The sequence below is a fragment of the Promicromonospora sp. NPDC050262 genome, assembly GCF_040655935.1.
GTDB lineage: Bacteria > Actinomycetota > Actinomycetes > Actinomycetales > Cellulomonadaceae > Promicromonospora.
Window position 1 is genome coordinate 524,499 of sequence record NZ_JBFAKX010000001.1, and the last position, 15,361, is coordinate 539,859.

At 73.1% G+C, this 15,361-nt stretch carries 13 protein-coding genes, 1 other RNA gene and 2 pseudogenes; 8 read left to right on the top strand and 8 right to left on the bottom strand.

Features of this window, described 5'->3' with window-relative positions; genetic code table 11:
* Nucleotides 1-74: 74 nt before the first annotated feature.
* Nucleotides 75-362 carry a DUF1905 domain-containing protein gene (locus AB0I29_RS02315; RefSeq protein WP_357477528.1) on the bottom strand — a complete coding sequence of 96 codons (288 nt, stop codon included), beginning with the start codon at nucleotides 360-362 and terminating at the stop codon, nucleotides 75-77.
* 261 nt (nucleotides 363-623) lie between these two features.
* On the opposite strand from AB0I29_RS02315, the gene AB0I29_RS02320 reads away from it, so the two are divergent.
* Together AB0I29_RS02320 and AB0I29_RS02325 are read left to right on the top strand one after the other, a co-directional pair.
* On the top strand, nucleotides 624-1,727 hold the full coding sequence (locus AB0I29_RS02320; protein ID WP_357477531.1) for a CBASS cGAMP-activated phospholipase: 1,104 nt from the start codon (nucleotides 624-626) through the stop codon (nucleotides 1,725-1,727).
* Nucleotides 1,646-1,915, top strand: a pseudogene (locus AB0I29_RS02325) (tyrosine-type recombinase/integrase); the annotation flags it as partial. The gene AB0I29_RS02320 and the pseudogene AB0I29_RS02325, both read left to right, overlap by 82 nt.
* Nucleotides 1,916-1,999: 84 nt before the next feature.
* Here the strand turns inward: AB0I29_RS02325 and rnpB are convergent.
* Both rnpB and AB0I29_RS02335 read right to left on the bottom strand, forming a co-directional pair.
* Nucleotides 2,000-2,398, bottom strand: an RNA gene (gene rnpB / locus AB0I29_RS02330) — RNase P RNA component class A.
* A gap of 34 nt (nucleotides 2,399-2,432) precedes the next feature.
* A complete protein-coding gene (locus AB0I29_RS02335; RefSeq protein WP_357477535.1) occupies nucleotides 2,433-2,816 on the bottom strand; it encodes a tautomerase family protein in 384 nt (127 codons plus the stop codon).
* Nucleotides 2,817-2,873: 57 nt separating this feature from the next.
* On the opposite strand from AB0I29_RS02335, the gene AB0I29_RS02340 reads away from it, so the two are divergent.
* Both AB0I29_RS02340 and AB0I29_RS02345 read left to right on the top strand, forming a co-directional pair.
* Nucleotides 2,874-3,713, top strand: a complete 840-nt coding sequence (locus AB0I29_RS02340) for a peroxide stress protein YaaA (RefSeq protein ID WP_357477539.1) — start codon at nucleotides 2,874-2,876, stop codon at nucleotides 3,711-3,713.
* A gap of 77 nt (nucleotides 3,714-3,790) precedes the next feature.
* The gene (locus AB0I29_RS02345) at nucleotides 3,791-5,023 is read left to right on the top strand and encodes an MFS transporter (protein ID WP_357477542.1); all 1,233 of its coding nucleotides are present in this window, start codon (nucleotides 3,791-3,793) and stop codon (nucleotides 5,021-5,023) included.
* Here AB0I29_RS02345 and AB0I29_RS02350 read toward each other — a convergent pair.
* The 3 genes from AB0I29_RS02350 to AB0I29_RS02360 all read right to left on the bottom strand — a co-directional run bounded on the left by AB0I29_RS02350 (nucleotide 5,010) and on the right by AB0I29_RS02360 (nucleotide 7,526).
* A complete protein-coding gene (locus AB0I29_RS02350) occupies nucleotides 5,010-5,762 on the bottom strand; it encodes a histidine phosphatase family protein (RefSeq protein WP_285104187.1) in 753 nt (250 codons plus the stop codon). The genes AB0I29_RS02345 and AB0I29_RS02350 overlap by 14 nt on opposite strands.
* Nucleotides 5,763-5,769: 7 nt before the next feature.
* Nucleotides 5,770-6,525, bottom strand: a complete 756-nt coding sequence (locus tag AB0I29_RS02355; protein ID WP_357477547.1) for a C4-type zinc ribbon domain-containing protein — start codon at nucleotides 6,523-6,525, stop codon at nucleotides 5,770-5,772.
* Between the two features lie 83 nt (nucleotides 6,526-6,608).
* Nucleotides 6,609-7,526, bottom strand: a complete 918-nt coding sequence (locus AB0I29_RS02360) for a Nif3-like dinuclear metal center hexameric protein (protein WP_357477550.1) — start codon at nucleotides 7,524-7,526, stop codon at nucleotides 6,609-6,611.
* A 226-nt stretch (nucleotides 7,527-7,752) separates the two neighbouring features.
* Between AB0I29_RS02360 and AB0I29_RS02365 the strand changes: the two genes are divergently transcribed.
* From AB0I29_RS02365 to mtnN, 3 genes and pseudogenes are all read left to right on the top strand, one after another.
* The gene (locus tag AB0I29_RS02365; RefSeq protein WP_357478116.1) at nucleotides 7,753-9,489 is read left to right on the top strand and encodes a SulP family inorganic anion transporter; all 1,737 of its coding nucleotides are present in this window, start codon (nucleotides 7,753-7,755) and stop codon (nucleotides 9,487-9,489) included.
* Nucleotides 9,490-9,531: 42 nt separating this feature from the next.
* A pseudogene (locus AB0I29_RS02370) lies at nucleotides 9,532-9,981 on the top strand (S-ribosylhomocysteine lyase); the annotation flags it as partial.
* Nucleotides 9,982-10,139: 158 nt separating this feature from the next.
* Nucleotides 10,140-10,850: a 5'-methylthioadenosine/S-adenosylhomocysteine nucleosidase gene (gene mtnN / locus AB0I29_RS02375; RefSeq protein WP_357477553.1), complete on the top strand. Its 711-nt coding sequence runs from the start codon at nucleotides 10,140-10,142 to the stop codon at nucleotides 10,848-10,850.
* 22 nt (nucleotides 10,851-10,872) lie between these two features.
* On the opposite strand, the gene AB0I29_RS02380 is transcribed toward mtnN, so the two are convergent.
* Complete coding sequence (locus tag AB0I29_RS02380; RefSeq protein WP_357477556.1) at nucleotides 10,873-11,793, bottom strand: LysR family transcriptional regulator; 921 nt, start codon at nucleotides 11,791-11,793, stop codon at nucleotides 10,873-10,875.
* Between the two features lie 141 nt (nucleotides 11,794-11,934).
* Between AB0I29_RS02380 and AB0I29_RS02385 the strand changes: the two genes are divergently transcribed.
* Nucleotides 11,935-13,227, top strand: coding sequence for an aspartate aminotransferase family protein (locus tag AB0I29_RS02385; protein ID WP_357477559.1), 1,293 nt, complete (start codon nucleotides 11,935-11,937; stop codon nucleotides 13,225-13,227).
* Between the two features lie 90 nt (nucleotides 13,228-13,317).
* Here AB0I29_RS02385 and AB0I29_RS02390 read toward each other — a convergent pair whose 3' ends face one another.
* Nucleotides 13,318-15,120: a bifunctional 3'-5' exonuclease/DNA polymerase gene (locus AB0I29_RS02390; protein WP_357477562.1), complete on the bottom strand. Its 1,803-nt coding sequence runs from the start codon at nucleotides 15,118-15,120 to the stop codon at nucleotides 13,318-13,320.
* Between the last annotated feature and the right edge of the window lie 241 nt (nucleotides 15,121-15,361).

Sequence of the window (15,361 nt, forward strand, 5' to 3'; positions counted from 1 at the left end):
CCGGCGATCCGCCAGCAACCGAGCCACGCCCTCATCACCCCGGCGCCTGGTGCAGTCCCGGCGACCTGACCGGGTCAGCGCCGGACGACGCGCATCGCAACCTGGACGATGTCCCCCTCGCCGACGCCCTCCGCGCGCTGCACCGCAACCTTGACTGGGAGCAGGTACCGGCCGTCCCTGGGGAAGATCGCCGTCGTGAACTCGGTCCGTCCGATCGTGGCGATCACCGGAACCTGGCCCCAGTAGACGACGTCGCGGGCGGCCTCACGGATGTCGTCGCTGTCGCCCTCGGGGATCGCGACGAAGAGGTACGGCGCCGGGCCGCGCCATTCGACCACAGGTCCGCTGAATGCCCACTCCATTCGAGCAGTGTGCCCGGACCGCCATCGCATGTCACGGCCAGCGCCCGTCGCTGACCAACGGCAGCACTCCCCGCGCCAACTGGTCGCTGAGAGCCGCTATGTCGACATCGCCGAGGCCTTCCCTTCGCGACGTGGTCGCCACGCTAGTGGAGTTCCATGCCACCGCTCTGTGGACACGCAGCATCATGTGACTAGCTGGCTGCGGAGACGCTGCTGGTAGCGGCAGCGACCGCTTAGGACGCTCGGCGGGAGGAGATACGCATGGCCAACCGGTACTCCTCCACGGGCCCGACCCCTGAAGCTTACGCAGGCGACCGGTTCCAAATCCTCTCGCTCGACGGCGGTGGCGCTAAAGCGCTATTCACCGCAAGTGTCCTCGCTCGCTTCGAGGAAGACCACGGCGTCAGGGTTGTCGACCGCTTTGACCTCATCACAGGCACTTCAGCCGGCGGCATCGTGGCACTATGCCTAGGCGCCGGTCTGCCACCAGCTGAGATTGCCGACCGTTACCTCGAACTGATCACCAAAGTCTTCCCCCGCAGCAGGCGACGCAAGTGGCGCCCCAGTCGCCTGGTGCGGCCCAGCTACTCGGGTAACGCCCTCCGCGAAGCTCTGGTCGAGGTGTTCGGTGACCGTCTGCTTGGCGAAAGCAGCAAGCGACTGCTTGTACCCTCCTGGAACGTCCAGAGCGGCGAGGTGCACCTCTTCAAGACGCCACATAGCGAACGACTCGTTCGAGATCGAAACGTAAAGATGGTCGACGTCGCGCTCGCCACATCGGCTGCACCGACGTACTTCCCAGCGGCGACGGCCGACTCTTCGCAGCTAATTGACGGCGGGGTCTTCGCCAACAATCCGTCGGTATTCGCCATCAGCGAGGCCAAGAGCATGCTCGGCGTCCCACTAGAGTCGATTCGGGTTCTCAGCATTGGGACGATGGTGCCCTTCACCGACCACTCTGACCGACTCGATAACGCCGGGATCGGCCGATGGGCCGCTGCCGCAGTAAACACCATCCTTACTGCGAGTAGCCACAGCAACAATGGTCTAGCACAACACCTGATCGGCTTCGACAACTTCGTCCGCTTAAACGCCACTGTGCCACAAAGCCTGTTTGCACTTGACCGCATCGACGCCGCCAAGGTAGCGGGCTACGCCGCCACGGTGAGTCGCAACCTCAGTCCGGAGTATGTCGCCAAGTTCATCGATCACACAGCACCAACACCGAGAACGGTGCTCTGCGCCGCTCGGCGTTCTGGGAGACGTGGAAGCGTGCGCTCAAGGAGGCGAAGCTCTCGGGCTACACCTTCCACGATCTGCGCCACTACTACGCGAGCCTGCTCATCCGCCACGGCTCATCCGTGAAGGCGGTTCAGGCACGACTGGGCCACAAGAACGCGAGCGAGACCCTGGACACCTACTCGCACCTCTGGCCTGACGAGGAGGAGCAGACTCGCACAGCGATCGACCTCGTCATGAGCACCCGGCCAACTCCTGCGGCCACGGCGAAGACCAACGAGGCCGCGACCGATGGCGAGCAACAGGCCGCCTGACCCCACGCGGTACACAGTCATGTGTACCCAATGTGTACCGGCCACCTTCGGCCAGCACTCCGCCGCAGGTCAGAGCGTTAAAAGCGGACGAGTCGGTCTGTACGCCGGGTTCTGTTCCCGCGCGCGGTTACCCCCGCGCGGGCGACGGTCATCCATCTAGGCCCTGCGTTGCCGCAGGGCTCGAGCGGTCTACCCGACTGTGCTTCTCAGAAGAGAATCGGGCGAGCAGCCCTCAAACACAGTCTGTCTGACCTTGCTCCAGGTGGGGTTTACCTAGCCGCCGCCGTCACCGGCGGCGCTGGTGGTCTCTTACACCACCGTTTCACCCTTACCCCCGGTCCGGAGACCGAGGGCGGTCTGTTTTCTGTGGCACTGTCCCGCGGGTCACCCCGGGTGGCTGTTAACCACCACCTTGCCCTGTGGAGCCCGGACGTTCCTCGGCGGGCACCCGAGGGTGCCCGACGCGACCGCCCGACCGACTCGTCCGCAGGTAGAAGAGTACCTGCCGGACGCCGGTTCAGACGTCCAGGCGGTACCCCAGCGCCAGCTCGTCCCCCGACACCCCGCGGATCCCCCAGTTCTCGCGCGGGCTCTCCAGGATCACGATCTCCAGATCGTCCACCGCCAGTCCGAGGCGCGGCGCGACGTCGTCGTACAGGGCGGCGATCAGCGCGCGCCTGGCCTCGCGGCTGCGGCCGGTGAAGCAGACGATCTCCACGACCAGGTAGGCGTCCGAGCGCGGGGCGACCAGGTCGCCGTCGTCCAGGAGGAGGAAGCGGTGGAACCGCTTCTCCGGCGGGAGCTGCCAGGTGCGCACCAGCGCCTCGTGGAGCGCGTCGGAGACCTCCGCGCGCCGCTCGCCCCAGACCGACCGGTTCCCGTACACCTTGACCTGCGCCATGCCCGCCAACCCTAGTGGCCCCGGCGACCTGTCCGGGCGGCGACTTAGGCTAGGCGGGTGCTCCTGCTCCTACCGCCCTCCGAGGGCAAGACGCCCGCGCCCGACGGCGCCGCTCCCCTCGACCTGACCACCCTGGCCCACCCGGAGCTCACCGCCCGGCGCGAGCAGGTGCTCGCCGAGCTGGCCCAGGTCAGCGCGCGGCCCGGCGCGACGGCGGCCCTCGGGGTCAGCGACGGGCTCGCCGAGGAGGTGGCGCGCAACACCGCGCTCCACGCGGCCCCTGCGGCTCCCGCGGCCGAGGTCTACACGGGTGTTCTGTACGCGGCGGCCGGCCTCGCCGCGCTGCCCGACGCCGCGGCGCGGCGCGCCCAGGCGAGCGTCCTCACCTTCTCGGGGCTGTGGGGCGTGGTCGCCCCCGGCGACCGCATCCCCGCCTACCGGCTCGGCATGGGCGTCGGCCTGCCCGACGCCGGCCGGCTCGCCACCTTCTGGAAGCCCGCCCTGGCCGAGGTGCTCGACGCGCGGGCCGCGGGCGACGTCGTCGTGGACTGCCGGTCCGCGACGTATGTCGCGGCCTGGAAGCCGCGGACGACGGCCGCCGCCGACGGGACGCCTCCCGCCGAATGGGTCGAGGTGCGGGTACTGCGCGAGACGGACGGGAAGCGCACCGTGGTGTCGCACAACGCCAAGCACACGCGCGGCGTGCTGGCCGGGCACCTGCTGCGCCGCGAGCACGAGGCCCGGACCAGCGAGGACGTGCTCAAGGCCGCCCAGGAGCTGGTGGGGTCCGTGGTGCTCACCGAGATCGGCTCGGGCAAGGACCAGACACTCATCGAGGCGAACCTGCTGGACGGCGGGCCGCGCGGACCGCGGACGCTGGAGCTCGTCCTCGCGTAAGCCTGCACCCCCGGCGTCGGTAACGGCTGGGCCACAGGCCTGGCGCCAACGCCTACCGACCGGTTGGATGTGCGGTCATGAGGATCAGCAGCCTGACGGGCGCCAGGATCGCAGTGGCCGCGGCGTTCTTCGCGCAGGGCTTCGTCTTCATCAGCCTCACCACGCGCCTCCCGCGGTTCCTGGAGCGGTGGGGGATGGACGAGGTGGCGCTCTCGCTGCTGCTGCTCATGATGGTGCTGCTCGCCGGGGTCGGGTCGCTGGTCGCCGAGCGCGCCGCGCACCGCACCGGCAGCGCGCCGATGCTCCGGCTCGGACTCGGGCTGATGGTGGTCGCCGTCCCGGCCATCACCCTGGCGTCTGCCGTCGGCTTCTTCGTCGGCGGGGTCGCCCTCTACGGGATCGCGCTCGGCCTGGTCGACGCCACCTCGAACATGCAGGCCGTCGACCTGGAGCACCGGTACGGCCGCCCCATCCTGCCGTCGTCCCACGGCTACTGGACCACCGGCGGCATCATCGCCGCCGCGATCGCCCTGGCCACGGGGCACCTCTCCCCCGCGGTCGGCGCGTTCGTCGCGGTGGTCCCCGCAGCGATCGCGTTCGCGCGGTTCGTCCCGCGCGTCGGGGCCGCGGCCGACGGCGCACCCGCTATCGGGGCGGCGCCCGGCCTCGCGCCCGACGCCGCCCCGATCCCGTGGAAGCCCATCTGGCTCGTGGGCGCCGGGCTGGTCGTGTTCTACATGGTCGACACCACGGCCTCGACCTGGGGGCCCGTCTACCTCGCGCGCTCCTTCGATGCGCCAGGCAACCTGGTGGCCCTCGCGACCTTCCCCTACCTCGTGACCTCGATCGTGGTGCGCCTGGCCGGCGGCCAGCTCGTGACCCGGTTCGGCGTGGTGCCCCTGCTCCGGGTCGGGGCGGTCGTCGCCTGCGGGGCCCTGACGCTGGTGGCGCTCGCGCCGACCTGGCAGGTCGCGGTGGCCGGGTTCACGGTCCTCGGCGCGGCGGTCGCGCTGGTGGCGCCGCTCAGCTTCTCGGCCGCGGGCCGCATCGCCGCGGGAACGGCGGCTGACGGCACGGCAGGCGCCACGGCGGACGGTTCGGCGCCCGCCGAGCCCGACCGCGCCCGGACCGACGCCGTCATCGCGCGCTTCAACCAGTTCAACTACGTCGGCGCGCTGCTCGGAGCGGTGCTCACGGGCTTCGTGGGCGCCGACAACCTGCGGCTCGGGTTCGCCCTGCCCGCCGTCCTCGTGCTGGCGCTCGTGCCGCTCGCCTCGGCGTTCGCCCGGGGCGCGCTCAACCGTCGGTAGGCACCCCGACGGCGGTCACCTCGGCGGTGCCGTCCTCCCACAGACGCAGCACCGACAGCGACGCGGGCGGGACGCGCAGCCGCGCCCAGTACGAGGCTGGCGCCCCCAGCGCCTGCCCGACGGCGGTGCGGATCTGCCCCGCGTGCCCCACCACCACGACCGTGCGGTCCACGCCGCCGGCCAGCAGCTCGGTCAGGCCGTCCCAGACGCGGGCGCCGAGCTGCGCGTAGGACTCGCCGCCCGGCGGCACGAAGGTGCCGGTCGAGTGCCACTGCGCCAGCTCACCCGGCCAGCCCTGCTCGATCTCCGCGGCGGTATGCCCCTCCCACTGCCCGAACCGGCTCTCCGCGAACCGGTCGTCGGTGCTCACGTGCAGCCCGAGGCGACGTCCGACGGCGGACGCCGTCTCCTGGGTGCGCACCGTCGGGGAGGCGACGAGCGCCGTCGGACGGGGCAGGTCCGGCCAGAGGCCGCCGCCGCGCATGCCGCCCGACGACGACGCGCCGGCCCGCGGCGTCCGCCCGATCCGGAACACGGCGTCCGCCGCCTGGGCGGCCTGGAGCCGGCCGCGGGCGCTCAGCGACGGGCCGGGCGCGTCCGAGCCGGAGTAGACGCCGACCTCCGTCAGCGGGGTCACGCCGTGCCGCACGAGCACCACGGTGAGCGGGACGGCATCGTCGAACCGCGTGGGGATGCCCGAGGGACGCACGTGCGTGTCGAGGCCGGGCGCCTCGCTCATGCGCGGGTCATCCGGCGGCAGCGCCGGTCGTCGACGCGACGCGCACCAGGATGCGACCGCACTCCTCGCAGCGCACGACGGCGTCGGGCGCCGCGCTGCGGATCTTGTCCAGGTCGACCGGCGGCAGGTCCATGCGGCAGCCGTCGCAGCGGTTGCCGTTCAGCACCGCCGCCCCCGTGCCGCCGAGCTGCGCGCGGAGCTTCTCGTACAGGGCCACCAGACCCGCGTCGAGGCCCTCGACCGCCGTCGCGCGGCTTGCCGCGAGCGCCGCGACCTGCGCGTCGACGTCGGCCCAGCCCGCGTCGCGCTCGCCCTCGACCTTGGTCTTCTCCGCGACGAGCTCGTCGTTCGCGGCCTCGACCTTGGCCAGCGCGTCCTCGTGGGCGTCGAGGCGCTCCATGACGTCGAGCTCGACCTCCTCCAGCGCGGCCTGGCGGGCGGCGAGCGAGCGGAGCTCGTCGGTGAGCGCGACGGCGTCCTTGGCGCTCACGCTGCCCGTGTCCAGCCGCTGCTGGTCGCGCGCGGCGCGGTTGCGCACCTGCTCGACGTCGCTCTCCGCCTTGGTGAGCTCACGCTTGAGGTCGGCCACCCGGGTCCGCGACTCGACGAGCGAGGCGCGCAGGTCGGCGATCCGGCCGTCGAGCTCGGTCAGCTGCGTGAGCGCGGGAAGGCTCTTGCGCGTGTGGGCGAGCTGCTGAGCGCGGGTGTCGAGCGCCTGGACCTCCAGCAGCCTGCGCTGGTCTTCGGGTGGTGCAGTAGCCACGGGAGGCGTCCTCTCGGTCGTGATCTGGGGGTGGTCCAACGCTACCCCGCGCCCGAGGCCCGGGGCGCACCCGGGCCGGGTCCTCAGCGGGACGGGATCTGGCCCGTCCAGGGGTCGGTGACCAGCTCGCTGACGCGGGCCTCGACCGCGAGGCCGCCGGCCGCGAGCGCCGAGGCGAGGTCCTCGACGGCGTAGCGCAGCCAGGGCCACTCGCTCGCGTAGTGGGCGGTGTCCACGAGGAAGGGGGTGCCCGCGGGCCCGGGGACGCCGGCCGCGCGGGCCTCGAACTCGGCGCGTTCGCGCAGCTCGGAGGCCGGGTGGTGGCGCAGGTCGGAGGTGACGTAGACGTCGGCGGCGGCCGCGCGGACGGCGTCGAAGTAGCCGTCGCCGGACCCGCCGAGGACGGCGGCCGTGGTCACCGGGGCGTCCGGGTCGCCGGAGAAGCGGATGCCCTGGGCGGTGGCGGGCAGCGCTTCCGCGACGCGGCGCGCGAAGCCGGCGAGGGTGGTGGGCTCGGCGAGGCGGCCCACCCGGCCGATGCCGCGGGCGGCGTCGGTACCTTCGCCGCCCGACGGCGCGGCGCTGACCTCGAGCGGCCGCCGGTCGGTGATGCCGACCAGGTCGGCGAGCGCGTCGGCGACGCCGCGCGGTGCGGCGTCGGCGTTGGTGTGCGCTACGTGCAGGGCGCAGCCGCCGGTGAGCAGCCGGTGCACCACCGACCCCTTGAAGGTGGTGGCGGCCACGGAGCTCACGCCGCGCAGGAACAGCGGGTGGTGGGTGACGAGCAGGTCGGCGCCCCAGTCCAGGGCCTGGTCCACGACGGCGGACACCGGGTCCACCGCGAACAGCACCTTGCGCACCGGGGCGGCCGGGACGCCCACCACGAGGCCGACGGCGTCCCAGCCCTCGGCCGTCGACGGCGGGTAGAGGCCGTCGAGCGCGGCGACCACCTGGGCCAGCGTGGGAGGTGCGTCGGGGGCGGGGGCGTCGCTGCTGCTCACGCGGTGCAGCGTAGTACGGGGCTCCGGGACGGGGCGGGGCGGCGGGCGTTTGGGCGCCATGCGGCTGGCGTCGGCCGCAGGATGACCGGTGCGCCCCGTTACGCCGGAAACGTGCTCTGACCTGGGCGTTTATCGCGCCGCTCGCCAGGCGGACGGCCCGTGACCTTGCTAAGGTCCTTCACTTATGGGGGACACCGTCGAGCACCGCCTTGGCGGGCCACCGACCATGCGCGCCAGGCTGACCGCTGCCGTCCGCGAGCGCATCGACATCCGCGATCTCATGCCGTCGCGCGCCGACTACGACCTGCGGCCGCGCACGCTGCGGTCCGACCTGCTGGCCGGCATCACGGTGGGCGTCGTCGCCCTGCCGCTCGCGCTCGCGTTCGGCGTCAGCTCCGGCGTCGGACCGGCCGCCGGGCTCGTGACGGCGGTCGTGGCCGGCATCGTCGCCGCGGTCTTCGGCGGGTCCAACCTCCAGGTCAGCGGCCCCACCGGAGCCATGGCCGTGGTCCTGGCGCCGATCGTCGCGCAGCACGGCGTCGGCTCGGTCGCACTGGTGACGCTGCTCGGCGGCGCCCTCGTGCTCGTGTGCGGGCTGCTCCGGCTGGGCCGCGTGGTCACCTACATCCCGTGGCCCGTGGTCGAGGGCTTCACGCTCGGCATCGCGGCGATCATCTTTCTGCAGCAGGTGCCGGCCGCCGTCGGCATCACCGCCGAGACCGGGCACAACACGCTGGTCACGGCGGTGCGGTCGGTCGGCTCGGCGTTCACGTCAGGGCTCACGTCCGGCAGCCCGGCCGACGGCGGCCTGCCCACCTGGGTCTGGACCCTGGGGGTCGTGGCCGTGGTCGCCGCCGTCATGCTCGTGCTGCCGCGCGTGGCCAGCGCCCTGCCCGCGTCGCTGGTCGCCGTGGCCCTGGTGACGCTGCTGGCGGGGCTGCTCGACGCCCCCGTGCCGCGCATCGGCGCGCTGCCCAGCTCCCTGCCCGTCCCCGTGCTGCCCGACGCGACCCCGGACGCCGTCCGCGACCTCGTGGGCGCGGCCGTCGCCGTCGCGGCGCTGGCCGCCATCGAGTCGCTGCTGTCCGCCCGCGTGGCGGCCACGATGAGCGGCGCACAGGGCAGGACGGCGACCTACCACCCCGACCGGGAGCTCGTCGGGCAGGGGTTCGCGTCGCTGGCCAGCGGCGTGTTCGGCGGCATCCCCGCCACCGGCGCCATCGCACGGACCGCGGTCAACGTGCGCTCCGGGGCACGCACCCGCCTGGCCGCCGTCGTCCACGCCCTCGTGATCCTCGCCGTCATCTACCTCGCCACCGGACCCGTGAGCCACATCCCCCTGGCCGCGCTCGCCGGCGTGCTCATGGTCACCGCCTTCCGCATGATCGGTGCCTCCACCATCCGGTCGGTGCTCACCTCCACCCGGCCCGACGCCCTCACCTTCGTGATCACCGCCGTGATCACCGTCGCGTTCGACCTCATCGACGCCGTCCAGATCGGCCTGCTCGTGGCCGCGTTCTTCGCCCTGAAGGCCGTGGCCGGGGCCGCGAGGGTGCACCGCGAGCCGCTGCCCGGCGTCGCGCACGAGGGCGACGAGCGCATCGCGCTGTTCCGGCTGGAGGGCGCCATGTTCTTCGGCGCGTCCGACCGGATACTGAGCGAGGTCACGGCGATCACGCACGGCGAGCCCCGCCTGCGCGAACCCGTCGACGTGGTGATCCTGTGGCTCTCGCACCTGCAGCTCGTGGACGCCACCGGGGCGCGGGCCCTGGCCGATCTCGTGCTGGAGCTCGAACAGCGCGACGTGACCGTGCTGGTCAAGGGAATCCAGCCGCAGCACCGCAAGCTCCTGGAGGCGGTGGGCCTGAACCGGATGCTGGCGCACGAGAGCCACCTGTTCACCGATCTGCCCTCCGCGGTGGAGCACGCCAGGTCGCATGTACCGGCGCCGCTGACGGCATAGGCTCGGACCGTGACCGAGTCAGCATCCTCCCCAGCGCCCCGTATGAACGTCGAGTCCTTCAACCTCGACCACCGCGCCGTCGCCGCGCCCTACGTGCGCCTCGCGGACCGCAAGCAGCTCCCGCACGGCGACGTCATCGTCAAGTACGACGTGCGGTTCACCCAGCCCAACGTCGCGCACCTCGAGATGCCCACCGTGCACTCCCTGGAGCACCTGTTCGCGGAGCACTCGCGCAACCACTCCGACGCCGTCCTGGACTTCTCCCCCATGGGCTGCCAGACCGGCTTCTACCTGATGCTGCAGGGCGAGCCCGAGTACGACGACGTGCTCAGCCTGATCGACGCGACCCTGCGCGACATCGTCGCGGCCACCGAGGTGCCGGCCGCGAACGAGGTGCAGTGCGGCTGGGGCGCGAACCACACGCTCACCGGGGCGCAGGAGGCGGCGTCCGCGTTCCTGTCCGCGCGCGGCGTGTGGTCGGAGGTCTACGCGAAGGGCGCCCCGGGCGATGCCTCGGCCGCCGACGCCGCCGCCCGCGACGCCGCGGCCCGCGAGGCGGCCGCGCGTGACGCCGAGGCCGGCCTCCAGCGGGAGGGTTCGCCGCTGCCGGGTTCGCCGGTGTCGCCGGAGCAGACCGGCGGGGCCAACCGGTGAGCGACGCGCCTGTCGCCGTCGTCCTCGTCGCGATGGACGACGAGGCGGCGCCGTTCCTCTCCCTCGCGTCCGACGTCGGGGAGCCCGAGCGGGTCGGCCTCGCCGAGCAGCGCACGATCACGCTGGCCGGACGGCCCGTCGTGCTGGTGCGCACCGGCATCGGCTTCGTCAACGCGACGGCCGCCGGCACCGGCGCGATCCTCCGGTACGGCACGGACGTGCCGCTGATCAGCGCGGGCAGCGCCGGCGGTCTCGCCAAGGACGTCGCCGTGGGCGACGTCGTGCTGGGCGCCCGCCTCGTGAACGCCGACGCCGACGCGCGCGCCTTCGGCTACGTGCTCGGCCAGGTTCCGGGCATGCCGGAGGCGTACGACGCCGCTCCCGCGCTGGCCGACGCCGTGCGCCGTGCCGCGACCACGGTCGACGAGCAGGTGCTGCGCGAGGGCAGCATCGGGTCCGGCGAGAAGTTCGTGACCACCGACCTGGCGCAGCAGCTCCGCGCCGACTTCCCGGACGTGCTCGCCGTCGACATGGAATCGGCCGCGCTGGCCCAGCTCTGCCACAACTTCGGCGCGGACTTCGTGTCGGTGCGGGCGGTCTCCGACCTGTGCGCCCCGGACGGGACCGAGTTCCGCACCCACGTGGACGACGCCGCGCACCGCTCGGCCGAGTTGGTCACGGCCGTGATCGGGCTGCTGGAGGGCTGACCGGGGCTGGGCCGGCGGCGCGCTACGCGGGCTCCCGCGCGGCGTCGTCGGAATCGCGGGCGGCGGCCTGGAGCTGCGCCACCGCGTGGCCGATGAGCGCGGCCCGGCGCCGGTCGAGGCGGGCGTGCACGACGATGCGCCGCGCCACCGCGGGCCGCACCACGGGCCGGGCGACGAGGCCCTCGGGCAGGTCGGTGACCGCCAGGAGCGGCAGGACCGTCACCCCGACCCCCGCCAGCACCAGGCGGAGCGCCGCCCGGTGGTCGTCGAGCCGGGCGGCGTAGCGCGGGGTGAACCCCGCGGCGCTGCACGCGGTCAGGACGATCTGCCCGATCGGGCTGTCGTAGATGTCGTAGTCGATCCAGGGCTGGTCCGCGAGATCGCGGAGGCTGACCTCGGGGCCGGCGGCTCGCGGGTGGTCGGCGGGGAGCACGGCCACGAAGCCCTCGACGGTGAGCTCGTGCCGCCGGTATCCGTCGAGGTGCACCTCAGCGCCGCCGTCGGGCTCGGTCCGGACGTCGAGGTCCGGCCGCCGTCGTCCCCGCCCGTCCACGGGCTCGTTCAGGCTGATCTCGACGGTGAGGTTCGGCTGGAGCTCGCGCACCCCCCGGACGACGGCCGGCATCCACTGCTCGGCGGCCGACGCGAAGCAGGCCACGGCCAGGTGCTGCCCCTGGCCGCTGCGGAGGTCCGCCACGACCCGTTCGAGCAAGCCGAAGTCGGCCAGGAGCACCTGGGCCTGGTCCGCCAGGTGCCGCGCGTCGTCGGTCGCGACGATGCCACGCCCCCGCTTCTCGAACAGGACCAGCCCCGTCTCGCGCGCCAGGGCGGTCATGTGCTGGCTGATCGTCGCGGGCGAGTAGCTGAGGTTCCGGGCCGCCTGGTTGATGGAGCCGGCCGCCAGGACCGCCCGCAGGATCTCGAGCCGTCGGGGATTGAGCATGACGCGACTGTACGGGTATGGCGAACGGTCGCGCGGTTTTGTTTGCTTGTCCTGATCCTTTCGGGAGACCGAAGATGGCATCCGGCGCACCGGGTCCGGTTGAGCGGACGCTTCGGTTCACACGAGAGGACGGCGATCGACATGACGTTCCAGGACGAGGCGGACCGCCTCCTGATCCGGTACGGCCCCAGCTTCAGCCCGCGGCTGATCGAGCGCGCCGCCGGTTCGTACGTGTACGACAGCGACGGCACGCCGATCCTCGACTTCACGTCGGGACAGATGAGCTCGATCCTCGGGCACGCACACCCGGACATCGTCGCGACGGTGTCGTCGTCGGTCGCGTCCCTGGACCACCTGTTCAGCGGCATGCTCAGCGCCCCGGTCCTGGGCCTGGCCGACCGGCTGACGGCGACGCTGCCCGCCGGCCTCGACAAGGCGATGCTGCTGAGCACGGGCGCGGAGTCCAACGAGGCCGCGATCAAGATGGCCAAGCTGTACACCGGCCGCTACGAGATCGTGTCGTTCGACCGCTCGTGGCACGGCATGACCCAGGGCGCGGCGTCCGCCACCTTCTCGGCGGGGCGGCGCGGCTACGGTCCGCCGACGCCGGGAAACCTCGCCCTGCCCACCCCGAACGCCTACCGCTCGCCGTTCCGGTCGGCCGACGGGTCGTACGACTGGGAGGCCGAGCTCGCGTACGGCTTCGCCCTCGTCGACCAGCAGTCCGCCGGCAGCCTCGCCGCGTGCGTCGTCGAACCCATCCTGTCGTCCGGCGGGATCATCGACCTGCCCCCCGGGTACCTGCGCCGCCTCAAGGAGCTGTGCGAGGAGCGCGGGATGCTGCTCGTCCTGGACGAGGCGCAGACCGGCCTGGGCCGCACCGGGACCATGTACGCGTTCGAGCGCGACGGCGTCACGCCCGACATCCTGACCCTGTCCAAGACGCTCGGCGCCGGGCTGCCGGTAGCCGCCGTCGTCACCAGCGCCGAGATCGAGCAGGTCTGCTACGACCGCGGGTTCCTCTTCTACACGACACACGTCTCGGACCCGCTGGCGGCGGCCGTGGGGCTCACCGTCCTCGACGTCATCGAGCGGGAGGGCCTGGTCGAGCGGGCTGCGCGCCTGGGCGAACAGCTCACCGAACGGCTGCTCGCGCTGCGCGATGCCTACGACGTGGTCGGCGACGTCCGCGGCCGTGGGCTGCTGCAGGGCGTCGAGCTGGTCCAGGACAAGGTGAGCAAGGCGCCCGCCGACGCGCTCGGCAACGCCGTCACCGCGGCCTGCCTGGACCGGGGCCTGCACATGAACATCGTCCAGCTGCCGGGGATGGGCGGCATCTTCCGGATCGCGCCGCCCCTGACGATCAGCGAGGACGATCTCCACCGGGGCGTGGACATCCTGGAGGCGTCGCTCAAGGCGGTGCTGGATCGGTAGAGCTGGACCGGTAGCGGCGGTCTGCGGGCCTGGCCGGCACGAGGCGTGCCCGGCCGGGTACGGAGCCCGGACGGCGCTTGGCCTCGACGATCAGCCCTTCGCGTCCGCGTAGCTCTCGGTCACGGCGACGCTGAGCGGAAAGTCGACGGGGAAGTCACCGAACAGGAGCCGGCCGGCCTCCTCCGCGGCGGCGCGCACCTCCTGCGCGACGACGTCGGCGAGCGCCGCCGGGGTGTGCACCACGATCTCGTCGTGCAGGAAGAACACGAGGTGCGGCCGGCGGTCGAACGGCGCCGGGGCAAGCCCGGGGGCGCCGTCGGACGCATCCTCCCCGAGCGCCCAGAGTCGACGGCGGATGGACGCGATCCAGCACAGCGCCCACTCCGCCGCGGTGCCCTGCACGACGAAGTTCCGGGTGAACCGGCCCCAGGACCGGGTCTGGCTGCGGGCGCGGGACTGTGCGTCGGCGCCGGCGTCCTCGTCGAACGCGGAGCCCTGCACGGCGGCCCACGACTCCCCTGGAAGCGGCGAGCTGCGGCCAAGCCGGGTGGTGACCACCTCGCCGCGCTCCCCCGCCCGGGCCGCGCGCTCGACCAGTTCGATGGCCTGCGGGAACGCCCGGGCGAGCCGCGGCAGCACCTGGGCGCTGACGCCGGTCGTACCCCCGTACATGGCGCCGAGCATGCCCACCTTGGCGTGCTCGCGGGAGTCGACGGCGCCCGTGGCGACGATCCCCGCGTACATGTCGGTGCTCGCCCCGTCCTTGGTGCGGCCGGCGGCGGCCATGCGCTCGTCGCGCGCCAGGGCGGCCAGCACGCGCGGTTCGAGCTGGGCGGCGTCGGCGACGACGAAGGTCCAGCCCGGGTCGGAGACCACCGCGCGCCGCACGTTGTGCGGGAGCTGGAGCGCGCCGCCGCCCGTGCTGGCCCAGCGGCCGGTGACCACGCCGCCCACGACGTACTCCATGCGGAACCGGCCGTCGGGCGCCCAGGTGTCGAGCCAGTTCCAGCCGTTCGCGGTATAGAGGCGGTAGAGCCTCTTGTACTCCAGGAGCGGCGCGATCACGGGGTGGTCGAGCTTCTCCAGCTCCCACTTGCGCAGGCTGCGCGAGCCCACGCCCGCGTACTCCATGGCGCGCAGCAGGTCCTGGTGGGAGTCGGGGTTGAGTGTGGGTGGGGCGTCCAGCGCGGCCCGGATCTGCTGGGCCAGTGCCTCGAGCTTCGCGGGCCGTGCACCCGGCCGCGGTCGCGGCCCGAGGGCCTCGGTGAGGATCTCGTCGTGGACGTCGCCGCGCCACGGGAGGCCGGCGTGATGCATCTCGGCGGCGGCCAGCGCGCCCGCCGACTCCGCCGCGAGCAGGAGGCGGAGCCGCCCGGGGTCGGTGCTGTCCTTGATCGCGAGGAGCTGGGCGGCCAGCTCCGTGACGGGGTCGAGCGGGTCGACAGGGTCGTCTGCTGCAGTGCCGGCTGGGACGGTGGCGGCGGGTCCGCTCTCGCCGAGGTCGAAGAGGGCCTCGGCGCCGAGGTGCCGGTCGGGCCGGACGAGGGCGGCCGCCGTCGGCCCGCCTGGGGGCGGGATGGGGGTGAGCCGGTCCCAGGCCGTAGCCCCGGCCTCGGCGAGCGCCGTGTGCGCCGACAGGGTCGAGGCGCGAAGCACCGCGTGCGCGAGCCGGAGGTCGTGCGCCCGGTCGACCCGAACGCCCTCGGCGAGGAGCGCGGGGTACCAGCCGTTGGTATCGTCCCAGGTCCAGCGCACGTGAGCCGCCTCGTCGCCCGCCACCTCTTGCGCCAGGGCGGACGTCTCGACGACCCGCGGCTCCCCCTCGGGCACGCCCGTGTCGGACACCGGCCGCAGGCCGATGCCGGAGCCGTCCCGCGAGACCACCGTGTGCATGGGACCCAGTCTGCCGTGCGCCTCTGACACTCCGTCGGAGCCCCGGTACGGGCAGCCCCTCGCCCGGAGGAAACCTCGCAGGAGACCTGGCGCGAGGCACGGAAATGCATCCACTCCGGCTGGACCCTCGTTGACCGCCGCGGCCGGGAGATCCACCCGGCGGGCAGCCCGCTCCGAGCGATCGGGGGACGGAGATGAAACAGCCCGCCAGTGATCCAGCCAGGCGGGTGCGTACCGCCGC

Excerpts from the sequence above, each read along its gene's own strand:
- AB0I29_RS02390 (WP_357477562.1), bottom strand. The coding sequence starts at position 15,120 with ATGCACACGGTGGTCTCGCGGGACGGCTCCGGCATCGGCCTGCGGCCG.
- AB0I29_RS02380 (WP_357477556.1), bottom strand. The coding sequence starts at position 11,793 with ATGCTCAATCCCCGACGGCTCGAGATCCTGCGGGCGGTCCTGGCGGCC.
- AB0I29_RS02335 (WP_357477535.1), bottom strand. The coding sequence starts at position 2,816 with ATGGCGCAGGTCAAGGTGTACGGGAACCGGTCGGTCTGGGGCGAGCGG.
- AB0I29_RS02320 (WP_357477531.1), top strand. The coding sequence starts at position 624 with ATGGCCAACCGGTACTCCTCCACGGGCCCGACCCCTGAAGCTTACGCA.
- AB0I29_RS02345 (WP_357477542.1), top strand. The coding sequence starts at position 3,791 with ATGAGGATCAGCAGCCTGACGGGCGCCAGGATCGCAGTGGCCGCGGCG.
- AB0I29_RS02385 (WP_357477559.1), top strand. The coding sequence starts at position 11,935 with ATGACGTTCCAGGACGAGGCGGACCGCCTCCTGATCCGGTACGGCCCC.
- AB0I29_RS02350 (WP_285104187.1), bottom strand. The coding sequence starts at position 5,762 with ATGAGCGAGGCGCCCGGCCTCGACACGCACGTGCGTCCCTCGGGCATC.
- AB0I29_RS02365 (WP_357478116.1), top strand. The coding sequence starts at position 7,753 with ATGCGCGCCAGGCTGACCGCTGCCGTCCGCGAGCGCATCGACATCCGC.
- AB0I29_RS02315 (WP_357477528.1), bottom strand. The coding sequence starts at position 362 with ATGGAGTGGGCATTCAGCGGACCTGTGGTCGAATGGCGCGGCCCGGCG.